This window comes from Roseibium sp. AWQ4_290 (assembly GCF_056160985.1).
This window is the reverse complement of sequence record NZ_JBSWYG010000006.1, coordinates 204344-227107: the sequence shown is the minus strand read 5'-3', so window position 1 is coordinate 227107 and position 22764 is coordinate 204344. Positions and strand designations below refer to the sequence as shown.

General features: G+C 58.0%; 18 protein-coding genes. 13 read left to right on the top strand and 5 right to left on the bottom strand.

Annotated elements, in window-relative coordinates:
• Positions 1–15: 15 nt before the first annotated feature.
• From ACXAH0_RS08460 to ACXAH0_RS08425, 8 genes are all read left to right on the top strand, one after another.
• A complete protein-coding gene (locus tag ACXAH0_RS08460; RefSeq protein WP_475190267.1) occupies positions 16–885 on the top strand; it encodes a MurR/RpiR family transcriptional regulator in 870 nt (289 codons plus the stop codon).
• 52 nt (positions 886–937) lie between these two features.
• Positions 938–1903, top strand: coding sequence for a TAXI family TRAP transporter solute-binding subunit (locus tag ACXAH0_RS08455; RefSeq protein WP_475178437.1), 966 nt, complete (start codon positions 938–940; stop codon positions 1901–1903).
• 187 nt (positions 1904–2090) lie between these two features.
• Complete coding sequence (locus ACXAH0_RS08450) at positions 2091–4706, top strand: TRAP transporter permease (RefSeq protein WP_475190266.1); 2616 nt, start codon at positions 2091–2093, stop codon at positions 4704–4706.
• Between the two features lie 14 nt (positions 4707–4720).
• Positions 4721–5149: a universal stress protein gene (locus ACXAH0_RS08445; protein WP_475178425.1), complete on the top strand. Its 429-nt coding sequence runs from the start codon at positions 4721–4723 to the stop codon at positions 5147–5149.
• Positions 5150–5497: 348 nt separating this feature from the next.
• A complete protein-coding gene (yghU, locus tag ACXAH0_RS08440; protein WP_475190263.1) occupies positions 5498–6358 on the top strand; it encodes a glutathione-dependent disulfide-bond oxidoreductase in 861 nt (286 codons plus the stop codon).
• A 394-nt stretch (positions 6359–6752) separates the two neighbouring features.
• Positions 6753–8336 (top strand): Re/Si-specific NAD(P)(+) transhydrogenase subunit alpha, encoded by a 1584-nt coding sequence (locus ACXAH0_RS08435; RefSeq protein ID WP_475190261.1) that lies wholly within the window; start codon positions 6753–6755, stop codon positions 8334–8336.
• 12 nt (positions 8337–8348) lie between these two features.
• Positions 8349–9782: an NAD(P)(+) transhydrogenase (Re/Si-specific) subunit beta gene (locus ACXAH0_RS08430; protein WP_475190259.1), complete on the top strand. Its 1434-nt coding sequence runs from the start codon at positions 8349–8351 to the stop codon at positions 9780–9782.
• 225 nt (positions 9783–10007) lie between these two features.
• The gene (locus ACXAH0_RS08425) at positions 10008–10310 is read left to right on the top strand and encodes a hypothetical protein (RefSeq protein WP_475190256.1); all 303 of its coding nucleotides are present in this window, start codon (positions 10008–10010) and stop codon (positions 10308–10310) included.
• A 323-nt stretch (positions 10311–10633) separates the two neighbouring features.
• Here the strand turns inward: ACXAH0_RS08425 and ACXAH0_RS08420 are convergent, their stop codons facing one another.
• From ACXAH0_RS08420 to ACXAH0_RS08400, 5 genes are all read right to left on the bottom strand, one after another.
• Positions 10634–11632, bottom strand: a complete 999-nt coding sequence (locus tag ACXAH0_RS08420; protein WP_475190254.1) for an ABC transporter ATP-binding protein — start codon at positions 11630–11632, stop codon at positions 10634–10636.
• On the bottom strand, positions 11629–12663 hold the full coding sequence (locus tag ACXAH0_RS08415) for a Gfo/Idh/MocA family protein (protein WP_475178404.1): 1035 nt from the start codon (positions 12661–12663) through the stop codon (positions 11629–11631). Before ACXAH0_RS08415 ends, ACXAH0_RS08420 begins: the two co-directional genes overlap by 4 nt.
• Complete coding sequence (locus ACXAH0_RS08410; RefSeq protein WP_475178399.1) at positions 12660–13499, bottom strand: carbohydrate ABC transporter permease; 840 nt, start codon at positions 13497–13499, stop codon at positions 12660–12662. Before ACXAH0_RS08410 ends, ACXAH0_RS08415 begins: the two co-directional genes overlap by 4 nt.
• Before the next feature lie 13 nt (positions 13500–13512).
• On the bottom strand, positions 13513–14427 hold the full coding sequence (locus ACXAH0_RS08405) for a carbohydrate ABC transporter permease (RefSeq protein WP_475178394.1): 915 nt from the start codon (positions 14425–14427) through the stop codon (positions 13513–13515).
• Between the two features lie 66 nt (positions 14428–14493).
• Positions 14494–15747 carry an ABC transporter substrate-binding protein gene (locus ACXAH0_RS08400; protein ID WP_475178390.1) on the bottom strand — a complete coding sequence of 418 codons (1254 nt, stop codon included), beginning with the start codon at positions 15745–15747 and terminating at the stop codon, positions 14494–14496.
• Between the two features lie 430 nt (positions 15748–16177).
• Between ACXAH0_RS08400 and ACXAH0_RS08395 the strand changes: the two genes are divergently transcribed.
• The 5 genes from ACXAH0_RS08395 to ACXAH0_RS08375 all read left to right on the top strand — a co-directional run bounded on the left by ACXAH0_RS08395 (position 16178) and on the right by ACXAH0_RS08375 (position 22452).
• On the top strand, positions 16178–16831 hold the full coding sequence (locus ACXAH0_RS08395; protein ID WP_475178384.1) for an NADPH-dependent FMN reductase: 654 nt from the start codon (positions 16178–16180) through the stop codon (positions 16829–16831).
• Between the two features lie 170 nt (positions 16832–17001).
• On the top strand, positions 17002–17205 hold the full coding sequence (locus ACXAH0_RS08390; protein WP_475178379.1) for a hypothetical protein: 204 nt from the start codon (positions 17002–17004) through the stop codon (positions 17203–17205).
• Positions 17206–17520: 315 nt separating this feature from the next.
• Entirely contained in the window at positions 17521–19983 is a 2463-nt protein-coding gene (locus ACXAH0_RS08385; RefSeq protein ID WP_475190251.1) for a tetratricopeptide repeat protein, read from the top strand.
• A 90-nt stretch (positions 19984–20073) separates the two neighbouring features.
• Positions 20074–21588, top strand: a complete 1515-nt coding sequence (locus ACXAH0_RS08380; RefSeq protein WP_475190249.1) for a GumC family protein — start codon at positions 20074–20076, stop codon at positions 21586–21588.
• A 36-nt stretch (positions 21589–21624) separates the two neighbouring features.
• Positions 21625–22452, top strand: a complete 828-nt coding sequence (locus ACXAH0_RS08375) for a CpsD/CapB family tyrosine-protein kinase (protein WP_475190247.1) — start codon at positions 21625–21627, stop codon at positions 22450–22452.
• Positions 22453–22764: the final 312 nt, after the last annotated feature.

Sequence of the window (22764 nt, the reverse complement as noted above, 5' to 3'; positions counted from 1 at the left end):
TGGAACATTAGCCTTATGGAAACCACCTTGCCGCCCCAGATCCGGACCGCCATTTCGGCCTGCTATGCGGAATTGAGTGACGCCTTGCGCGTGGCCGCTGACTATATCGTGGAGAACCAGATCGACATTGCCACACGCAGCCTCAGATCGGTCGCCAGTGCCAGCGGCGTGTCTCCGGCCAGTTACACCCGGCTCGCCCGCGCGCTCGGCTTTGCCGACTATGAAGCCTTGCGTGAACAGGCCCGTGTTGAACTCAGCAACCGGGACCGGGGCAGCTTTCAGGACAAGGCCCGGCGCCTGCGCAACGACGCCAGCCAGCCCCTTCTGCCCCGTCAGGTGGCCGCCTGTACCGCCAATATCGAAGCGCTTCTTCAGGACATCGACCCTGCGGTTCTGGATGCACTGGTCGACCGCCTGGCCGCCTCAAGGCATATCGTTTTGATTGGCGCCCTCGCCTCGGCCGGCTTTGCCGACTACTTCGCCTATCTGGCCAACTGGTTTGACGAACGCTGGATCGTGGCCGGGCGCAACGGCACGACCCTCGGCAGCGCCATGGCAGGCCTGACGGCGGACGACACGGTTCTCATTCTTTCAAAACACCCCTACGCTCACCGATCCGTCCGCGCAGCGGAAGTGGCCGCAGGAAGAGGTGCAAAAGTCGGGGTTTTGACCGACAGCCATGCCTTTTCCGGGTTGCGGTTCGCAGACTTTCACTTCATACAACGCACTGAAAGTCCGCACTTTTTTTCATCCTATGCGGCCACGCTGGTTCTGATCGAAACGATTACAGGGATGCTGGCGGCACGGTCAGGTTCCGAAGCGGAAGATCGGATTGAGGAAGTCGACAGGCAGAACCGCTTGCTCGATGAGTTTGAAAATGTCTAGTGTGGTGGTTCACGCTGGACCATAGAAGTCTAACAGAGGGAAGCCAAATCTTATGATGATGAAACGAAACCTTGCAGGCGCTGTTCTGGCAGCCAGCTTCGCCTTCACCGGCGCTGCCTCCGCTGAAGAATTCATCACGATCGGCACGGGCGGGGTCACCGGCGTCTATTACCCGACCGGAGGAGCAATTTGCCGTCTTGTCAACAAGGGCCGCAAAGACCATGGCATCCGCTGTTCGGTGGAATCCACCGGCGGGTCGGTCTATAACAGCCGCACCATCCGCCAGGGAGAGCTGGATTTCGGCGTCGTGCAGTCTGACGTTCAGTCCGCGTCCTTGAACGGCACCGGCGCCTTTGCCGATGATGGTCCTTTTGAAGACCTGCGCGCCGTGTTCTCCGTCCACCCTGAGCCCATGCATGTGATGGCCCGCGCTGACGCCAATATCAGCTCCCCGGCCGATCTCAAGGGCAAGAAGGTGAATATCGGCAACCCGGGCTCCGGCACGCGCGTTCTTGCCGAAACGCTTATGAAATATACCGGCCTGAGCGCCGACGACTTTACCCTCGCCGCTGAGCTGAAGTCCTCCGAACAGGCCGCCGCCCTGTGCGACGGCAAGCTGGACGCGGCCATCTGGGCCGCCGGCCTGCCGAACGGCTCGTCCCAAGAAGCCACGTCAACCTGCGACATCAAGATCGTGCCGCTGTCCGGCGCACCGATCGAAAAGCTGCTGGCCGACAATTCAGCCTATGCGGCTGCGATTATTCCGGGCGGCATGTATCCCGGCAACCCCGACGACATCCCGTCCTGGGGCCCCAAGGCCACCATCGTGACCTCGGCCAAGACCTCCGACGATGTGGTGTATGCCTTGGTCTCCGCAGTCTTTGAAAACTTCGATACGTTCAAAAAACTGCACCCGGCCTTTGCCCGCCTGACGCCGGAAGAAATGATCAAGGACGGCTTGACCGCCGATCTGCATCCCGGTGCGGTGAAGTACTACAAGGAAAAGGGCTGGATGTAACCGGCCCAGGAAGCAGCCCGGCCTTCCGGGCTGCTTTTTTGTTTCCAGGCGTTCTGGCGCGTAGCTTTCAGGTCCTGCCCCTTTTTTCGGGATGACTGCCTTTCGAAAGCCCTTCCCCTGGCCCTCCAAGAGGAAGGCGCACGCGCCGATTTTGATAAAAACTGACTTTCAGCGGGTTGGGGACCAGATGACCGGCACATCGGCAGACACAGCATCAAACGACCTTGATGACATCATAGCGGAGGCCGACACCGGCGCCCGGGCCCCCAAAGACAGTTTTTCCAGAAACGTTCTGTGGATCGTGCCCCTGTTCTGGTCGGTCTATCAGCTGTGGATTGCCTCGCCCCTGCCCTATCTCGTCGGCATCGGCGTTCTCAATGACACGCAAACCCGCGCCATTCATCTGGGATTTGCTGTCTTCCTGGCGTTTCTGGCCTTTCCGGCCTTCAAGAGCAGTCCCCGCCATTACATTCCAAAGCTGACCTGGCTGGTGGCGATCATCGGCGCGGTCGCGTGTTCCTATCTTTGGTGGGACTACAGGGGCGTTGCCAATAGAACCGGCGTGCCAAGCACCATGGATCTTGTTATGGCCGGGACCGGTCTCGTTCTGCTGCTGGAAGCTGCCCGCCGCTCCCTCGGCTTCCCGTTGATGGGCGTCGCCCTGTTCTTCATGGCCTATGTCTTTTTCGGCTCCTGGGACGGGCTGCCCGATGTTGTGCGCTGGAAGGGCGCGTCCTTTGAAAAGGCTATGAGCCACCTCATGCTGACCACCGAAGGCGTCTACGGTGTCGCGCTCGGGGTGTCTTCCGGTTTCGTGTTCCTGTTCGTGCTTTTTGGCGCGCTGCTCAATCAGGCCGGTGCGGGCAACTACTTCCTGCAGCTTGCTTTTGCCTCTGTTGGGCACCTGACCGGCGGGCCCGCAAAGGCGGCCGTGATTGCCTCGGCAGCAACCGGCCTGATTTCCGGGTCCTCCATCGCGAATGTCGTCACGACCGGCAATTTCACGATTCCGCTCATGAAAAAAGTCGGGTTCTCGCCTACAAAGGCCGGCGCCATTGAAGTGTCCTCTTCAATCAATGGAGTGCTCACGCCGCCGGTGATGGGTGCTGTCGCCTTCCTGATGATCGAATATGTCGGCATTCCTTATGTCGAAGTGATCAAAACGGCAATCATTCCGGCGGCCATCTCCTACATCGCACTCGTTTACATCGTGCATCTGGAAGCGCTGAAAAGCGGCATGCGCGGCACGTTGCAGATGAACAACGCGAAATTCCTTCTGGCCGCAGTCGGCATCATCGTCCTTGCCATTGCCATCGGCGGTGGCATTCTGTTCTCGCTCGGCTTCCTGGTCGGTCTCAGCAAAGCCGCGTTTGGCGCAGCCTCAACCCCCATTCTGATTTGTTTGCTTGTGCTCGCCTATCTTGCGGCCGTCTGGTACGCGTCCAAGGTTCCAGATCTCAAGACAGACCTGGACTCCATGGACGATCTGCCGCCAGCGGGCACGATTTTCAAAACCGGTATTCACTACCTGCTGCCCGTTCTGATGCTCATGTATCTGCTGATGATCGAACGCAAGTCGCCGGGTCTGTCCGCCTTCTGGTCTGCGGTCCTGATGATGGTTATCCTGCTGACGCTGGCCCCGCTCAAAGCGTTCTTCCGGGGCGAAAGCGCCTATCTGGCAAATGTGGCTGCAGGCTGGAAGAACCTCGAAGAAGGCCTGGTGGTCGGCGCCAGAAACATGATCGGACTGGCTGCTGCCATGGGGGTTGCCGGGATCATCGTCGGCGCTGTGACCCTGACCGGTATCGGCCAGGTCATGGCTGAATTTGTCGAATATCTATCCGGCGGCAACCTGCTGGCCATGCTGTTCTTTGTGGCCCTGATCTCCATCATCCTGGGCATGGGCCTGCCGACAACGGCCAACTATATCGTCGTCTCCTCGCTCATGGCCGGTGTGGTGGTCGAGCTGGGCGCCCAGTCCGGACTGATCGTGCCGCTGGTCGCGGTTCACATGTTCGTCTTCTATTTCGGGATCATGGCCGATGTGACCCCACCGGTCGGCCTGGCGAGTTTCGCGGCAGCCGCCATCTCGAAGGGCGATCCCCTGAAGACCGGTTTTCAGGCCTTCTTCTATTCCATCCGCACCGCGCTTTTGCCCTTCCTCTTCATCTTCAACACGGACCTGCTCCTGATTGATGTGGGCCCTGTGCAGGCGGTGTTTGTGTTTCTCGTTGCCCTGATCGCCATGCTGTTATTCGCCGCCGGGACAATGAACTATTTCATCGTCAAGTCGCGCCTTTGGGAAAGTGCGGTCCTGCTTCTGGTTGCCTTCACCCTGTTCCGGCCGGGCTTTTTCCTGAATATGGTCGCCCCTGAATTTGAAACCCGGCCAGCTGCCGACATCTACCAGATGGCTCAGGACGCGCCGGATGACGCGTTGTTGCAAGCCCGTTTTACAGGGGTGAACATTGAAGGCGATCCTGTAGATGCCAAGTACCTGTTGCCGCTCGGCACGAAAGGAGCCGACGGCAAAGACAGGCTTTTCGAAAATCTCGGCCTGACCTTGCGCGACGAAGACGGTGCCTTGTTTGTCGACCAGCTGGAATTTGGCGCACCCGCCCAGAAACTTGGGATCGATTTTGATTGGGAAGTCAAGGAACTGGAGGTCCCTGCGGTCCGGCCGCCAAAGGAGATCTTCTATATTCCAGCCCTGCTTGTGCTCGGGATCATTGTGCTTCTGCAGCGCAGGCGCCATGCCATCGCCCATGCCGGCGAAGCCGGTCCTGTCTCAACCGCAGCCTGAAGGGAGCCCTTATCATGAAGAAGAATGTCCTGGCCGCGGTCGATCTGGCCCACCCCCAAGACCTGACCCATATCCTGCACGAAGCCAAGCGCTTTGTGGATCTGGACGGCGGCACCTTGAACGTCATGACGGTTCTGCCGCCCCTTGGCGGCGCCTGGGTGGCCACCTGGTTCAAGGATGACGCGGAAGAAAACATGCTGAAGGAAGCTGACAAAACCCTTCACGCCCAAGTCCGCGACGCGCTCGGACCGGACGTGAAGGCCCGCCACATCGTCAGCCACGGCACTGTCTATGAGGAAATTCTGGCAATGGCTGCGCGTCTCTCGATTGACCTGATTGTGATGGGCGCCCACCGGCCGGAACTCAGCGACTATCTGCTGGGTCCGAATGCGGCCCGGGTGGCCCGGCATTCCAAATGCTCGATCTATATCGTACGCGACTAGTGTGGTGAAATTGACATACGCCTGATTTGCGCAGCCCGCGCCGTTGCGTCCTTAAATCCAGAAAACCTCAATAGTAACAAAAGCCTTCTAGTCAAACCCATGAATCTGAAGGTCGTTCTGAACGCGCTGGAAAATGAGACGAACTTCCGCTCAGGATGACGAGGAGACGGGACCGGGACGGCCCTCCGGCGCCCCTTCGCTGCCGTGGCACCGAACCGGCTTTTCGGCCACAAGACCTAGGCAAATCCTGCAAGCCATCCTATTTAATCGCAAGAATGCGATGAATTGCCGGATTGACCCGGAAGAATCGCAGTCTTTTCAGTCTGATCCGATCCGGAGACCCTTTCCATGAGCGAGACTTCCTCCTACACGCCTCCAAAAGTCTGGACCTGGCAACAGGCCAGTGGCGGCCAATTTGCCAATATCAACCGCCCGGTCTCCGGGGCCACTCACGACAAGGATCGGCCGGTCGGTGCGCACCCCTTGCAGCTCTATTCCCTGGCAACGCCCAACGGCGTCAAAGCCACTGTTATGCTGGAAGAGCTGCTGGCGCTGGGCCATACGGGGGCGGAATATGATGCCTGGCTGATCCGCATCAACGAGGGCGACCAGTTTTCCAGCGGCTTTGTGGAGGCCAATCCAAATTCAAAAATCCCGGCCCTGGTCGATCACAGCACCTCACCCCCGACCCGGGTGTTCGAATCGGGCTCCATCCTGCTCTATCTGGCCGAAAAATTCGGGGCATTCCTGCACGCCAGCCCGGCGGCCCGTACCGAGACCTTGAACTGGCTGTTCTGGCAAATGGGTTCTGCGCCTTATGTTGGCGGCGGTTTTGGCCATTTCTATGCCTATGCGCCTGAGAAGTTCGAGTATCCGATTAACCGGTTTGCTATGGAAACCAAGCGCCAGCTGGATGTTCTGGAAAAGGCTCTTTCTGACCGGCCCTATATTGCCGGAGACGACTATACGATCGCGGACATTGCGATCTTCCCCTGGTATGGCGGCCTTGTGCTTGGCCGGCTTTATGAGGCAGCAGAGTTCCTGAGTGTCGATGACTATAAGAACGTGAAGGCCTGGGCCGAGAAAATCGACGCCCGGCCTGCAGTCATCCGGGGACGTAAGGTCAACAAGGTTTGGGGCGATGAGGCCGATCAGGTGCCGGAACGCCACAGCGCTGCGGATCTGGAGATGAAGCCGGCCGCCGAATAACCCTCGCCCGGCTCGCTCCCGCGGGCCGGGCGCCTGCGCGTTTCAAGTCACTCTTCATTCCAATTGATTTATTTTTGTTAGAAAAAAATATTAATACCGGGCAAAGCTCGAGTATTACGACCCTTTGATTTCTAAGGAGTCAAGTTTTCAGACTGACACTTCCTCAATTCACGTTTTCCAGCCTCTCTGGCCTAGCCATCAAATCACGCGCTTGTTTTGGTCTAGCGGCATGCAGGCGTCCTTTTCACGCAAAAACACGTCTTGTCATAAGTATATTTTTCGTCTCTATATGCGGAGAAACCACAAGGTCCACCGATGCGGGCACATTCCCCTGATGGACCCTGCGGCACCAGATTTCTTTGGCCAAGTCCTGGTCACCATCTTGGAGCGACATATGTCAGAAGCCCTTAAGATAGGCACACCCAAGGAAGCTTTTTCCGGTGAGGCGCGTGTCGCCATGACCCCGGAATCGGCAAAGCAACTGCAAAAGCTCGGCTATAGCTGCCTGGTGCAAAGCGGCGCGGGAAAGGCAGCCGGTTTCTCCGACGAGGCTTATCAGGCGGCCGGGGCCGAAATCGTCAAGACAGCGCCAAGCCTCTGGAAACAGGCCGATATCATCGCCAAGGTACGCCAGCCGGACGAGAAGGAACTGGGATACCTGACCGACGGCAAGACGCTGATTTCCTTCTTCAATCCGGGCGGAAACGAAACCGGGCTGGAAGAGGCCAGAGCCAAGGGCGCCAATGTGATCGCCATGGAAATGGTGCCCCGCATTTCCCGCGCCCAGAAGATGGACGCGCTCAGCTCCATGGCCAATATAGCCGGATACCGGGCCGTGATCGAGGCGGGTAACAATTTCGGCCGGTTCTTCACAGGGCAGATCACCGCTGCCGGCAAGGTGCCGCCAGCCAAGGTTCTGGTTGTCGGCGCCGGGGTTGCCGGGCTTGCCGCCATCGGCACGTCTACGTCGCTCGGGGCGATCACCTACGCCTTCGACGTGCGTCCGGAAGTGGCCGAACAAGTTGAATCCATGGGGGCCGAATTCGTCTATCTGGATTTTGAAGAAACACAGCAAGATGGCGCCACCACGGGCGGCTATGCCAGCGTATCGTCACCGGAGTTCCGAGAAGCCCAGCTGGCCAAGTTCCGCGAGCTGGCGCCAGAGATCGACATTGTCATCACCACGGCCCTGATCCCGAACCGCCCGGCCCCGAAACTCTGGCTGGAGGATATGGTTGCCTCCATGAAACCGGGCTCGGTGATTGTCGATCTCGCGGCTGAGCGCGGCGGCAATGTGGACGGCACGGTCGCAGACAAGAAAATCGTGACCGGAAACGGCGTGACCATCATCGGCTACACGGATTTCCCCTCGCGCATGGCCGCCCAATCCTCAAGCCTTTACGCCACCAACATCCGGCACATGATGACGGATCTGACCCCGGACAAAGACGGCAAGCTCGTCCATAATATGGAAGACGATGTCATTCGCGGGGCAACTGTCACCTATCAGGGCGAAATCACCTTCCCGCCGCCGCCGCCCAAAGTGCAGGCGATTGCCGCAGAGCCGAAGGAAAAGCCCAAGGAGCTGACCCCGGAGGAAAAACGGCAGCGGGAGGCGGACGCCTTCAAGGCCCAGACCAAACAGCAGGTCACCCTGCTGGCCGTTGGCGGGCTGCTGATGCTGCTGGTGGGACTGGTCGCACCGGTCAGCTTCCTGCAGCATTTCATCGTGTTTGTGCTGGCGGTGTTTGTCGGCTTCCAGGTCATCTGGAATGTCAGCCACTCCCTGCACACACCTCTTATGGCGGTCACCAACGCCATCTCGTCGATCATCATCGTCGGCGCCCTGCTGCAGGTCGGGTCAGGCTCGTTCCTGATCATCCTGCTCGCAGGCCTGTCGATTTTCATGGCCGGAATCAATATTTTCGGCGGTTTCCTCGTCACACGGCGCATGCTCGCCATGTTCCAGAAATCCTAAGGAGCCCGGCCTATGGAATTCGGTTTCACCATTGCCGTCTATGTGGTTGCGGCTGTCCTGTTCATTCTCTCTCTTGGCGGTCTGTCCGGTGAGGAAAGCGCCAAGCGTGCCGTCTGGTACGGCATTACGGGCATGGCCCTGGCGGTCGCCGCCACTCTGATCGGCCCCGGCTCGGGCCTCTGGTTCCTGTCCCTTGTCCTGATCGCAGGCGGTGGCATCATCGGCTATTTCGTTGCGCAGCGTGTGCAGATGACCGAAATGCCTCAGCTGGTCGCGGCCATGCACTCGCTTGTGGGGCTTGCTGCTGTCTTTGTCGGCTTCAATGCCTATCTCGAACTGGGCCGGGTTCTGGCCATGGGCGAGGAAGAACGTAAGGCGCTTCAGGGCTTTGCAGCCCTTCTTGCCAAAAAGACGGCCACCGAACAGGCAATCTTGAAGGTCGAGGTGTTTCTCGGTGTCTTTATCGGCGCCGTCACCTTCACCGGTTCCGTCGTGGCTTTCGGGAAGCTTGCGGGCAAGATCACGTCCAAGGCGGAAAAACTCCCGGGCGGCCATGCACTCAATGCCGGGGCTGCCGGCCTCTCGGTCCTGCTCCTGATCCTGTTCCTGAACGGGGCCGGGATCTGGACGCTGATCCTGATGACGCTACTGGCCTTCTTCATCGGCTATCACCTGATCATGGGTATTGGCGGGGCGGATATGCCGGTCGTCGTCTCCATGCTGAACAGCTATTCGGGCTGGGCAGCAGCGGCCATCGGCTTTTCGCTGGGCAATGACCTCCTGATCGTGGTGGGCGCCCTGGTCGGCTCCTCCGGGGCCATCCTCAGCTACATCATGTGCAAGGCCATGAACCGTTCGTTTATCTCCGTCATTCTGGGCGGCTTCGGCAACACGACCGGCCCGGCCATGGAAGTGGACGGCGAACAGATCGCCATTGATGGCGACGGGATCGCCGCCGCGCTGGAAGATGCGGACAGCGTCATCATCGTGCCCGGTTACGGCATGGCTGTGGCCCAGGCCCAGCAAGCGGTCAGCGAACTGACCAAGCGCCTGCGCGCCAAGGGCAAGACCGTGCGCTTCGCCATCCACCCGGTTGCAGGCCGTCTGCCCGGCCACATGAACGTGCTGCTGGCGGAAGCCAAGGTGCCATATGACATCGTGCTGGAGATGGACGAAATCAATGAGGACTTTCCCGAAACCGATGTGGCCATCGTGATCGGCTCCAACGACATCGTCAATCCGGCCGCGCAGGAAGACCCAAACTCCCCGATTGCCGGCATGCCGGTTCTGGAGGTCTGGAAAGCCAAGCAGGTCTTCGTCTCCAAACGCGGTCAGGGCACCGGCTATTCCGGAATCGAAAACCCGCTGTTCTACAAGGAGAACACCCGCATGTATTACGGCGACGCCAAATCAAGCCTGGACAAGCTGCTCACCATGATCGCGTGATCGCCCGGAGCCTCAAAACACAAAAAAGCCGCGCCGGGACACCGCGCAGCCCCTAACCTAAGTGTGGTTGCAAGTAATACGGCTCCGGCGGCGTTTAGCGAAGCAGACATTTGCGCCAGAGAGGTTCGATCAGTCTGCGGCGAAGGTCTGCCTGGAGGCCAATGTGGCATTTCACAAAACAAGAACGCAAAATCGATTACTGCTGATGCGAACTTGGAGGCTGAGTTGACCGAAGAAAATGATCTCCTGATGATGCAGGTCATCGAAGCTACGATAAAAAGGCTGGAACAAGCAGATGAGCTAGTGGTTTGTAGTGAAACAACTACAAAAGTGGCGACCGAAATCGCTAAGGCAGTGAAGCATATTGTGCCTGACACTGGCTTGTCCGCCCTCGAAATGTCCGGAGTTCGAGCCCTGATCTTTCAGGCGATAAGTCAGCCGAGATTTTTTGATTGGGAAATGCCGACACTCACAGGTTTTTCCGCAGAACAGTTTAAAGCAATAGCTGAAAAACTTCCTCGCGAATGACCGTTTTGTCTGCTTTGCTGCCGTTCGTTCAGGTCGCGACGAATGCCCAGTTCCCGTACAACGAGCGGCGGCTTTCATGACAAGTTCGAGCACTGGTGAATGATCAATTTGCGGGCGCGAAGCGGGCGATTTACGTTCATACAGGCTCAGGGCCATGGAAGTCACAGATTCTTGCTTGTTTCAGATTATTGAAGCATGTCCGAACCCCGAAAGGCCTGCTGCACCAAAGGGTCCGGCTTAATCTTTTTCTACACGCCCACATTTAGGTTAGGGGCTGGGGGACACCGCGCGGCTTTTTATTTTGGTATCCGGCAAGAGCGTCCCTACGGGCTCAATCGCTGCCCGTCAGCGTCGAAATAATAGGATTTACCGTCTGAAATCGCGAGGTCGAGATCGCTGCCTGGGGCAATGGCATGCTGGCCGAACAGCCGGGCGGTGATCTGGTGGTCCTTAACCGTGGCAATCACATTGGTGTCGCCGCCGAGCTGCTCCACGTGCTGAACCGTCGCTTTCAAAGCCCCGTCCTTAGACAGGGACAGATCTTCCGGGCGGATCCCCAGCGTGCGGGTGTCGCCTTCGCGAAGCAAACCGGCAGGCAGGAAATTCATGGCAGGTGAGCCAAGAAAGCCCGCCACAAACTTGTTGACCGGATTGTTGTAGAGTTCCATCGGACTTCCGGTCTGCTCCACCCGGCCCTCCCGCAGAACCACGATCTTGTCGGCCAGCGTCATGGCTTCGGACTGGTCATGGGTCACATAGATCATGGAGGCGTCGAGCTGACGGTGCAGATTGGCAATCTCAAGCCGCGTATTCATGCGCAGGGCCGCATCCAGATTGGAGAGCGGCTCGTCAAACAGAAACAGCTTGGGATGGCGCACGATGGCCCGGCCAATGGCGACCCGCTGGCGCTGGCCACCTGACAGCTCGGACGGGTACCGGTCCAGATAGGCTTCCAGATTGAGCATGCGGGTGGCTTCCGCGATGCGCTGCTCAATCACCTCCCGGCTCTGCCGCTCCTGTTTCAGGGCCAGGGACATGTTGCCGCGCACAGTCAAATGCGGATAGAGCGCATAGCTTTGAAACACCATGGCAATGCCGCGTTTGGAGGGCGGTGTCAGGTTCACATGCTCCCCGCCGATATGAATATCGCCCGAGGTCACATCCTCCAGCCCGGCAATCACCCTGAGGAGGGTGGATTTGCCACAGCCGGAGGGGCCGACAAAAACGACGAATTCGCCGTCCTCCACCTCAAGCGTGACATCTTTGAGCACGTGAACATCCCCGAAGGACTTGTTGACAGTTTGCAAGGTAAGCGCCGTCATGGCGTCGGCTCCTTCAGGAAAACGGGCTTGCCGGTGCGCACGCTCTCATCGGCGGCAAGACAAATGGCCAGAGACCGGACCGCGTCCTGCATGTGACGGGTCAGATCGAGATTTTTGCGTATTGCGTGCAGCATATAGGCCTGCTCCGCATCGCACAGGTCCTGGTGGCCGGGTTCGTCCGGCAAATCAATGCGGGTGTCCCCGTCCAGGCGGTGCACCAGCAGCCCCCCCACTTTGGTGTGGCCGTCCACATCCGCCGAGCCCCCTTTGTTGCCCTCCACAATGGAGACGGACCCGGCGGGCGAGACCACATCTTTGACGAAAAAGGCTGTTTCGGACATCATCGGGCCCCAGCCGGCCTCGTACCAGCCCACTGAGCCGTCGTCGAACACCACCTGGAACTGGCCGTAATTATACATGTCCGGGGCAATTTCCCCGGAAAGCCGCAGCCCCATGCCATGGACCTTGACCGGAACCGCGTCGGTGATCTGGCACCAGACATCCACATAGTGAACACCGCAATCGACAATCGGTGCGGTCGTCTGCATCAGGGCCTTGTGGGTGTCCCATTCCGCACCGGAGCTCTGCTGGTTGAGATTCATGCGGAACACATAAGGCCCGCCCAGCGCCCGGGCTTCCGTGATCAGGCGCTGCCAGGACGGATGGTGGCGCAGAATATAACCGACCACGAGTTTCCGGCCGGTCCTGAGCGCACACTCGGCCACCCTTTCAGCGTCTGCCACTGTGGTTGCCAGCGGCTTTTCGACAAAGACATGGGCCCCGGCCTCCATGGCTGCCACCGCATAACTGGCGTGCGTGTCCGAATAGGTGGCGATCACCACCAGATCCGGCTTTGCCGCAGCAAGGGCCGCCTCAAAGCTGTCATAGGCCGGATAGGCGCTCAGCTCCGGATGGTCCACCTTTCCCGACCGGTTGACCAGGGCAACGATCTCGCTGCCTGAGTGCCTGTGGTGGGCCAGGGCGTGGGACAGGCCCATATTGCCGAGACCGGCCACCAGAACGCGGGTCATTTGACAGCTCCGGAGGTGATGCCGCGGATCAGCTGGCGCGAGAATATCACATAGAGCACCAGTACCGGCAAAATGGCCATGCTGAGCGCGGACAGAACGGCGTTCCAGTTGGTCACGAACTGACCGATAAACACCTGGCTGCCAAGGGTCAGCGTCTTTGTTTCCTCAGCCGGGGCCAGAATGAGCGGAAACCAGAGATCATTCCAGATCGGGATCATGTTGAAGACGGCGACCGTAGCCATGGCCGGACGCACCAGCGGCAGCACCAGACGGAAGAAGATCGTATATTCGGACAGGCCGTCAATCCGGCCGGCGTTTTTCAGATCATCCGACACCTGACGCATGAACTCGCTCAGGATAAAGACGGCAAGCGGCAACCCCTGGGCCGTATAGACCAGGATCAGGGCGGTCAGCGTGTTCACAAGGCCGGTGGCGACCATCATGTCCAGAATGGCCACCGTGCCGATCCGGATCGGGATCATGATACCGAGCGCCAGATAGAGCCCCATCAGCAGGTTGCCCCGGAACCGGTATTCGCTGAGCGCAAAGGCGGCCATGGCGCCAAATAGCAGGATCAGGGCCAGCGAAACCACGGTGACAATCATGGAGTTCTGGAAATAAAGGAAAAAGTCCCCCTGCTTCAGCACCGTCTGATAGCCGATCAGGGAAAAACTCTCTGTATCCGGCAGGCTCAGCGGTTCACGGAAGATTGCCTTTCGGGTCTTGAAGCTGTTGATCAGGATCACAAAGACCGGAAACAGGGCAATCAGCGTATAGAGGATCAGTGCGCCATGCATGGCAAGGCTGTTGAGCGGGTGTGATCTGGCCTTGTTCATATCTCCCCTCCTCTCAAAGCTGATACCGGCGCAGCCGGGTCTGGATGCCGAAGAGATAGATGCACACACCGATCAGGATGATCGCGAACATGGCGCTGGCAATGGCCGACCCCATATGCGGGTCGCCCAGCTGCAGCTGAAAGCCGAAAAAGGTTCGGTAGAGGAAGGTGCCCAGAATATCAGTTGAGAAATCCGGTCCGGCCAGCGCTCCCTGGGTGGTGTAGATCAGGTCAAAGGCGTTGAAATTGCCGACAAAGGTCAGGATCGAGATGATGCCGATGGAGGGCAGGATCAGGGGCAGCTTGATTTTCCAGAACGCGGACAGGCCCGTGATGCCGTCAATCTCGCCTGCTTCCAGGATCTCATCCGGAATGGACAGCAGCGCCGCATAGATCAGCATCATCGGAATGCCGACAAACTGCCAGACGGAAATCAGCGACAGGGTCGTCAGCGCATAGGCCTCCTTGCCGAGCCAGGGCGCAAACAATGACCTCAGCCCGACCGCGTCCAGCATGGACGGTGCGATCCCCCAGATCGGTGACAGAATCAGTTTCCAGGCGAAGCCGACAATCACAAAGGACAGGATAGTCGGAATGAAGATGGCCGAGCGGTAAAAGGCGGCAAAGCGCAGTCTTGGATGGCTGAGCAGAGCGGCTAGCGCGATACCGATCGGGTTCTGCACCAGCATGTGGATCAGGAAAAACCAGAAATTGTTGCCGAGCGCGTTCCAGAACTGGTCTGCCCAGAGCGGGTCCCCGAACAGGGTCATGAAATTCTGCAGGCCGACAAACACCCGCTCCTGCTCGATCCTGCTGAAAAGGGCCAGACGCAGCGTGTTGAACAGCGGGAAGATCATCACGGCCGTATAGACCAGCACGGCAGGGGCCAGAAACACGGCGATGTGCCAGCGGAAACGAGGCTTGCTCATCCGAAGACGCTCCGGTCACAGTGCCCGGACAGGGCAAGCCCTGTCCGGACGCGTCAAAAAGGCTGGTTACTGTTGCGGCTTGTACCAGCTTGCAAGGCCGTCCTGCAGCTTCTTGCCAAGCGCCTCGGGGGTTTCCGTGCCCTTGATGGCGGCAGCGGATGCGCCCCAGGTCTCGTTTTCAAGGTTCGGGGTTCCGCGGGACAGGATCTGATAGGTGGAACGGATGGTGCTTTCACACTCGCTGCGCCAGCTGGCAAACTCCTTGGCCAGCGGATCGTCCAGTTCGACCGGGGCCTTGGACAGCGGGAAGAAGCCGGGCAGCGCATTGCCGAAGATCGACGCAAATTCCGGAGAGGCCACCCAGGCCAGGAAGGCTTTTGCAGCTTCGGGGTGGTCCGTCGCCGTGTTCATGCCAATGCCGATATCGGTGTGGTCGGAAATGTAGCAGGTGTCCCCTGCCTTGCGGACCGGCGGTTTGAACGCGCCCATTTCAAAATCGGCCTGGGCGTTGAAGCCTGCAATCTCCCAGCTGCCTGCCGGATAGATGGCCGCACGGCCAAGGGTGAAGAGGTTCTGGCTGTCCGGATAGGTCTGGGCTTCATAGCCGTCGCCCAGATACTGCGCCCATTTGGCCAGCGTCGCATAGGGGGCAACCCAAGCCTCGTCCGTGAGTTTCTGTTCCCCCTTGATCAGAGCCTGGCGCCCTTCTTCGCCTTTCCAGTAGTTCGGGCCGATATTGTTGTAGCCCATGGTGGCCGCTTCCCACTGGTCGTTGGTGCCCATAGCCATGGGGATGTAGCTGCCATCTTCTTTGAACTTTTCAAGAACCGCGAAGAACTCCTCTTCGGTCTGCGGAACCTCGACCCCGAGCTCCTTGAACGCATCCTTGTTGTAGATGAAGCCATGGATCACCGCAGCCATGGGCACACAGAAGCTGGCCGACCCGTCATCGGTCTGCCAGGCTGCCTTGGCCACATCGGAAAAATTGGTCATCGCCTCCATATCGTCGAGATTGGCGAGATGGCCAGCATCAAACAGCGCCAGGGAGGCGTCGAACGGGCGGCAGGTGATCAGGTCTCCGGCAGAGCCTGCCTCCAGCTTGGAATTCAGCGCGGCGTTATATTCGGTCGGCGCTGTCGGTGAAAAGGTCAATTTGATGCCCGGATGAGAGGCTTCGAAGGCCGGGATGATCTTGTCCTGCCACAAGGCCAGATCGTCGTTCCGCCAGCTTTCAATCGTCAAGGTGACATCTTCGGCATAGGCATGGCCTGTCACCAGTGCCGTGCTGATCATTGCCAAGGAGAATAACTTCAATTTCATAGCGCTGTTCCCTGTCTCAACCGGTATTACCGTTCATTGATTGACGCCGTCCGGCGGGTTGGCCCCGCTTTGGCACTGCACCGCCTTCTCCCCCTCTACACCCGCCAGTTCTCCTGACTTTTCGGTAGAGTCTCCAGACTTGCAGGCGCAGTCCCCGTTCGCCTCAAAACATAATACCTATCTAATACCATTTGTCGACGGCAAAGTTTCGATTCGCAAATCTCAAGGTTCTGCTAACCAGAATAGCCTGCGATTTCCTGAGGAATATGCTGAATTCAGCCGAGCAAACGGCTCAAAGGCATTGCAAAGGTATTATCAATTGAGAGCCCAGCCACCCGGTGCGCCGGCCCCCTCGCCTAAGGCGCCATTGCTTTCCACCTGGAGGGCGGTACAAACAATTCTCAAGGTTTCAGGGCAAGGGAGTGCGAGAATGCGGTTTCTGGTGTTTTTGGGGTCCGACAGAGACAGCACGCCTCCCCGGCCCGCCCGGCTCGGCGCCCGGGTCGCGGCAGCCTGCACGAGGAGACTGCACACCCTGAATGCCGAAGCAGAACTTGTGGATCCCCTGTCCATAGACCTGCCCTCTCCCTTCAAGCCGCATTTTTCCTATGCAGCCGGACAGGCTCCTGCCCAACTGACCCAGCTGGCCGACGGCATCCAGGACGCAGACGGATATGTGATGGTGAGCCCGGAATACAATCACTCCATGTCCCCGGCCCTCGCCCACTTGCTGAATCACTTCGGCAGCTCGCTGTTTTCCTTCAAGCCGAGCGTGATCGTGACCTATTCAGCAGGCCAATGGGGCGGCACCCGTGCCGCCGTTTCCATGCGCAGCTTTCTGTCCGAGCTGGGCTGCCTGCCCGTTTCCGCCATGATCCACGTTCCCATGGCACAGGACGTCTTTGAAGACACGGGCGCCTGTCGCTCAGACGCGGATCCCGAACGGTGGGACGGTTATCTGGACAGAGCCTTTCAGCAGCTCCTATGGTGGGCAGAAGCCGCCAAACGGCAGCGCAGCTGCGGTAACACCAGAGCAACCCCCGCGTTCCTCACATCTCCGGCGGAGCGGAATGCACCCAGATAAAGAATGCCTGACAACCCTTTAATGCCGCTAAGTTAACTATCGGATTAGTCGTATATTGACGCCAATGCACTTCAATGATTTACTCAAATCACAGGTAAACAATTATTAACTATAACCTGACAGACATGCCTAGATTTTGCGGCTTCCTGTACCGGCATTTTGGTTCTGACATGTTCTTTTTGATCGCCCTTGGCTTTTTTCTCTATTTCGCTCCGGCATTTGCGTTTTTCACGCTCAGCGCCATGGAGCTGGCGGAAACCGGCAGGAACCGGACGGCACCACTGGCAACCGCCTTCACGGCGGCCCTGCTCTGGCCCCTCACCCTGTCCGTGATGACTGCACTTGTGATTGTTCAAAAAACGCGTCCTTCCTGACCCTGCGCACCCCTCTCAGACAGCGTGTGCAGCAGCGGGCCAGTGCTTCCCTGCCCTGCCTTGCCTTGCTTTGCCTTTCCGAGGGTAGCGCAAACAGACGGTCTTTGCCGGTAAAGAGGTTGCGCACAAAGAAAAAGCATCTAAGATTTGAAAAATTGCGGACACAAACCGTGTTTGTGCACCGCAGCATTGCCATGGTCCACATCATGTGATTTAACCTTAAGTAAATTTTTACGTTTTGTTTACTCGAAATTTTGCGGCCAAGTCCCTATTTTCGCAGCAGTTATGATACGGAATTTCGCAGGAGCTGATTTTATGAACTCGACGCCTCGGTTCAGTCAGGCAGTCGCCTCTTTAGTATTGTTTTTGGGTATTTCGATCCTTGCTGGTTGCAGCTCCTCTGAAGAAAGAGCCCAGGCCCATTACGAACGCGGCCTCGAACTCGTGGAACAAGGCGATCTCGTGAAGGCGAGCCTTGAATTCCGCAACGCGGTAAAACTCAAGCCCGACCATGTTGATGCTCTTTATGCCTTCGGTGAAATCCAGGAAAAGCAGGGCGACGTTCAGGCAGCTTTCCGGGTCTTCACGGCAGTCACGGAGCGGGACCTTCAGCATCAGCCCGCACGCCTCAAGCTTGCTTATCTGCTCATGACAGGGAACCAGTTGGATCAGGCCAAAACGCTTCTGGATCAGGCTGCTGAAATCGACCCTGAAACCCCGGACTACCTGATCGCCAGGGCCACCTATGACTTGCGATCCGGCGATCTGGACAAGGCGGAGCAGCTGGGAAAGCAGGCCTTTGAGAAGGATCCGGAGTCAACGGAAGCGGTGATCGTTCTCGCGTCTTCCCGCATGGCTGCCAAAGACCCCCAAAGCGCCCTCGACTACATTCTTCAGGCGCCGAAAAGCGGAGAAAAGAACATTGGTCTTCAAGTCCTGCACCTGTCTGTTCTGGAAGCGCTGAATGATCAGGACGGCATTGAAAAGCTGTTCGGCAGGCTTGTGACCCTCTTCCCCGACGCTCCGCAATTCCCGCAGGCCTGGTCCCGATGGTACATGAGCAAGGGGCAGACCCGGGAAGCCGAAGGGGTCATCCGCCAATTTGCCGAGAACAACCCGGACAACAACGACGCCCAGCTCGCTCTTGTCGCCTTTGTAAACCAGCAGCGCGGCCCGGACGCCGCGCAATCCGAGCTGGAGCGCATGATCAAGACGCGCGAAGACGCGGATCTCGACGCTTTTCCGCTGCAATCCGCCCTCACCCGTCTGCTGTTTCAGTCGGACCACAAGGATGACGCCATTTCCCTGATGCGTTCGATTGTCGACAGCACAAGCGACAGGGATATAAAGAACCGCGCCCGCATCATTCTGGCCACCATGCTCGGTCAGACTGATGAGGTTGCGCAAGCAGAAGTGTTGATCGAAGACGTTCTCAAGGACGACGCCAAGAATGTCGAAGCGCTGCGTCTGCGCGCCTCCATCAGGATCTCCCGGAACGAGAATGCCCAGGCCGTCGATGACATCCTGGTGGCATTGAACGAATCCCCGGAAGACGCCCGCCTGCGCACCATGCTTGCCAGCGCCTATGAGCGGGACGGCTCCTCCGTCCTGGCGGAAGAGCAATATGCCAAGGCCATGGCTCTGGATAGGAACTCACCGGAAACCGGGCTGCCTATGGCCCAGTTCCTGCTGCGCCACGGCAAGGCGGATCAGGCGGAACGGGTTCTGGAAGCCGTTCGGTCTGAAAACCCGACAAACGGCCAGGTGATCGCCCTTCTTGCCCAGCAAAAACTGGCTCAAAAGGACTGGGCTGGCGCTCAGGAACTTGCCAGCATCCTCAGACAGATCAAGGATGTTGACAAGACCGGCACCGCGAATGGTGAGGTGGCTGACAAGATCTCCGCCGCAGCCCTCTCCGGTCTTCAAAAATATTCGGAAAGCCTCAAGCTTCTTGAAAAATCGACAGCAGAGGCGGATGACGATCAGGAGCTCCTGCCGGACCTGATCCGGGCCTATGTTCAGGCCGGGCGTCAGGACGCGGCCATCTCCCACTTGAAAACGCTGTTGCAGAACGACCCGAAAAACACCCTTGCTCAGGTTCTTCTGGGATCTGTCTATCTGTCGCAAAATCTTGTCGAAGAGGCGCAAGGGGCGTTCGAAGACGCCGCGGCTGACAAGGACAGCGTCGTCGGTGACACCTCGCTGGCCCAATTTCACATGGCCCTGGACCAGACGGATCAAGCGGAAAAAGCCATTCGCGCCGGGCTAAAAAAAGACGGCACCGACACGGCTCTGCGGTTGATGCTGACCTCCGTGCTTCAACATCAAGAACGGTTCGATGAAGCCATTCAGGAATATGAGGCCATGTTTGCGGAAGACCCAGAATCCACGATTGTCGCAAACGATCTGGCCAGCCTGTTGTCCGAACGCCGGGGGGACCCTGCGTCTTTGGAGCGGGCCTTCGAAATTGCCCAGCGGTTCCGGACCTCGCAAGTTCCCCAATATCTCGATACACTTGGGTGGATCTATTACCTGCGCGGCGAATATTCCTCGGCTCTCCCCCTGCTGCGTACAGCCTCACAGGAACTGGACAAGATGGGGCTTGCCCAATTCCACTACGGGATGACCCTTGCCGCACTGGGCCAGAAAACCCAGGCAATCACAGCGCTTGAAAAGGCGCTGGACCTTAAGACCGTCATGACGGATAAGGACATTCAGCAAGCCAATATGAAGTTGGACGAGCTGAAAAGTAAGAATGAAGTCACAGAAGCAAATTAATATCGTGCCCATCTGCGGCATCCAATAGCTCTTTCGTAATGGTTTGGATCGATGGAACAAGGCTTTAACCTCGGTGCAATTTGGTCAATCGTGAAGCGACGCTACGCCTTTTTTCTGGTGCCAGCCGTCCTTGTGTCCGCGGTTGCTGTGGTTGTTGCTTACTCTTTGCCGCGCAGCTATGTGGCAAAAGCAACAATCCTGATCGAATCCCAGCGCATTCCGAATGAACTTGCTGCCGCAACAGTGACAGCAGATCCGCGCGAGCGGCTGAAAGTGATTGAGCAGAGGCTGATGGCCCGCGACAATTTGCTGAGCATCGCCGACAAGTTCTCGCTTTACCGCACAGAAAAGGGCACTCCGTCGCCCACCGCGCTTGTCGCCAACATGCGCAGGGACATCAAGATCCAGCAGATCAGCGTCTCCCGCTCCCGCCGCAACACCCAGGTTGTCGGCTTTGACGTATCGTTCAGATATTCCAACGCAACCATGTCGGCCCGCGTTGCCAACGAACTGGTCACGTCAATCTTGTCGCAGAACCTTGAATCGCGGATCAGCCGTGCGGCTGAAACCAGTGAGTTCTTCGAAGCACAATTGCGGGATCTGGACAACGAGCTGTTGTCGATGGAACAGAAAATTGCTGCCTTCAAGCGGGACAATGAGGCAACTTTGCCGGAAACGCTCAATTTCCGCCGGGAGCAGCTGTCTTCGCTCAACACCAAGCTGGAACTTGTCAATCAGCAGCTGCTCGTCGCCGAGCAGTCAGATGATGGCACTGGCGGGCTGGGCGATGCAAAGGCCCAGCAACTTGGCTTCAGCCTGCAGTCCAAGGAACTCAGTTACCAGGCCATTGTCGACCGGCGCGAGCGCCTTGCGCCACTGGTGAAAAAGGGGTTTGTCTCCCAAAAAACTCTTGAAGATCTGGACAGGCAGATCACCCAGGCGGAAATCGGCATTGCCGCGCTGAAATCCCAAATGGCCCAGGAAGGGTTTTCAACTGACCCTGCAACCCGGCTGAAGCTGCTCAAGGCCCAAAAGACTGAGCTTGAAAGACAGGCAGGCCTGGTGCAGCAATCCATTGCCAGGACCCCCTCCACCGAAGTGGAAATGTCGGCCATGGAGCGGGATTACGACAACCTGCGCAAAGAATACAGCCAAACCAAAGCAAAGCTCACAGACGCCCAGATCGGTGAGCGCCTGGAGCAGGACCGTCAGGCCGAGCGCTTTGAGGTTCTTGAACAGGCCACCATTCCGGAATCTCCGGCAGCGCCGAACCGGATCCAGATTGTTGCTGCTGGCGGTGGCGGGGCTGTGGCAATAGGCATCGCTCTGGTGTTCATCCTGGAGTTTCTGGACAACAGCATCCGCACAGCAAATGATCTGGAACGCCGCCTCAAGCTGCGTCCAATCGCCGTTATTCCTTACGTCACCACACGGCAGGAAAGAATGCGCCGGGTTGCCCGGCGGAGTTTAACAATTCTCGTAGTATTATCTGTTATTGTCGCAGGACTGGCAGCCGTTCATCTGTTCGTCACACCATTGGATATTCTCGGCGAGCAGCTATTGCAAAAAATTCAGGCTTTTGTGCCGAGTTCCTTGCTGCCTTAATGACGGTCCCGGACGTTTATTTTCGGAGAAGATGAGTTGGAACACATCAAGAGTGCACTGAAAAAGGCTGGCGTTGCGGACGACAGCACCGAGGCAGTAACGCCGATTTCCTCAGTGCAAAAGCCCGTGAAACAAGCCTTGAAAGAAGTGGCGTCTCCGGAAGACAACAAAGGACTTGTGCTTCGCCAGGTCGAGATTGATCCGAAACATCTCGAGAAAAAGCGGATCGTTTCGAAATCCATGGACGATCCCAACCACATCGCCTTCAACCTGTTGCGCACACGGGTGCGCAAGGCGATGGCTGACAATGACTGGAAATCGCTGGCCATCACCTCTCCGACCCCGGGCTGCGGCAAGACAATGGTAACCCTCAATCTTGCCTTCAGCCTTGCACGGAACCCGGGATTGAAGACGATTGCTGTGGATCTGGACCTGAAGCGTCCCTCAATCGCGCCGACCCTGAAGATCGAACCGGACCGGTCCGTTGCCCAGTTCCTGCTTGGCAAAGCGGAGGCAAAAGACTGTTTTGTCCAGGCCGATCCGAACCTCATTCTCGGCCTGAACAGCGGTCATACCCCCGCTTCGTCCGAACTGCTTCAAGCGCCGAAAATGCTGGAGCTGTTCGAGTTCATCGAAGCCATGTCTCCAGACATTGTCCTGTTCGACCTGCCCCCCATGCGCAACAGCGACGATGCGCTCGGATTTCTGCCGCGCATCGACACGTCCTTGCTTGTGGTTGCTTCCGGCACAACCACAACAACGGAAGTCGACGAATGTGAACTGCAGATCAGCGAACTCGACAAATTGCTCGGAATTGTTCTCAACAAGTGCGACGATGTGAAATCCGAGGCATATTACTACTAGGGACCCAGCGCTCAAGCGGTGCTTCTGTGCGGCCTCTGCTTTGAAGATGAAAGAGAGCGTTAACGCCCTGACGCGCGCCGCAGTGGCCACAAGCGTTTCTGCAGTGACATGGCTGTTCTACATCAGCCAGGCAGTAAGCCGCCAGACATGGCGGCTTTACCGACACGGCCCGAACGCGTTCAGGCTGCGCCGCACACGCTCCACTCGTTTTTCGAGAACTCTTTGTAATCATTTCAGGATTTTTTTCCAAAGAACCTGCCCAACAAGCGCTGCCTCCAGTGTTTACCGGTTCTTTTCTTTTGCACTATTGAC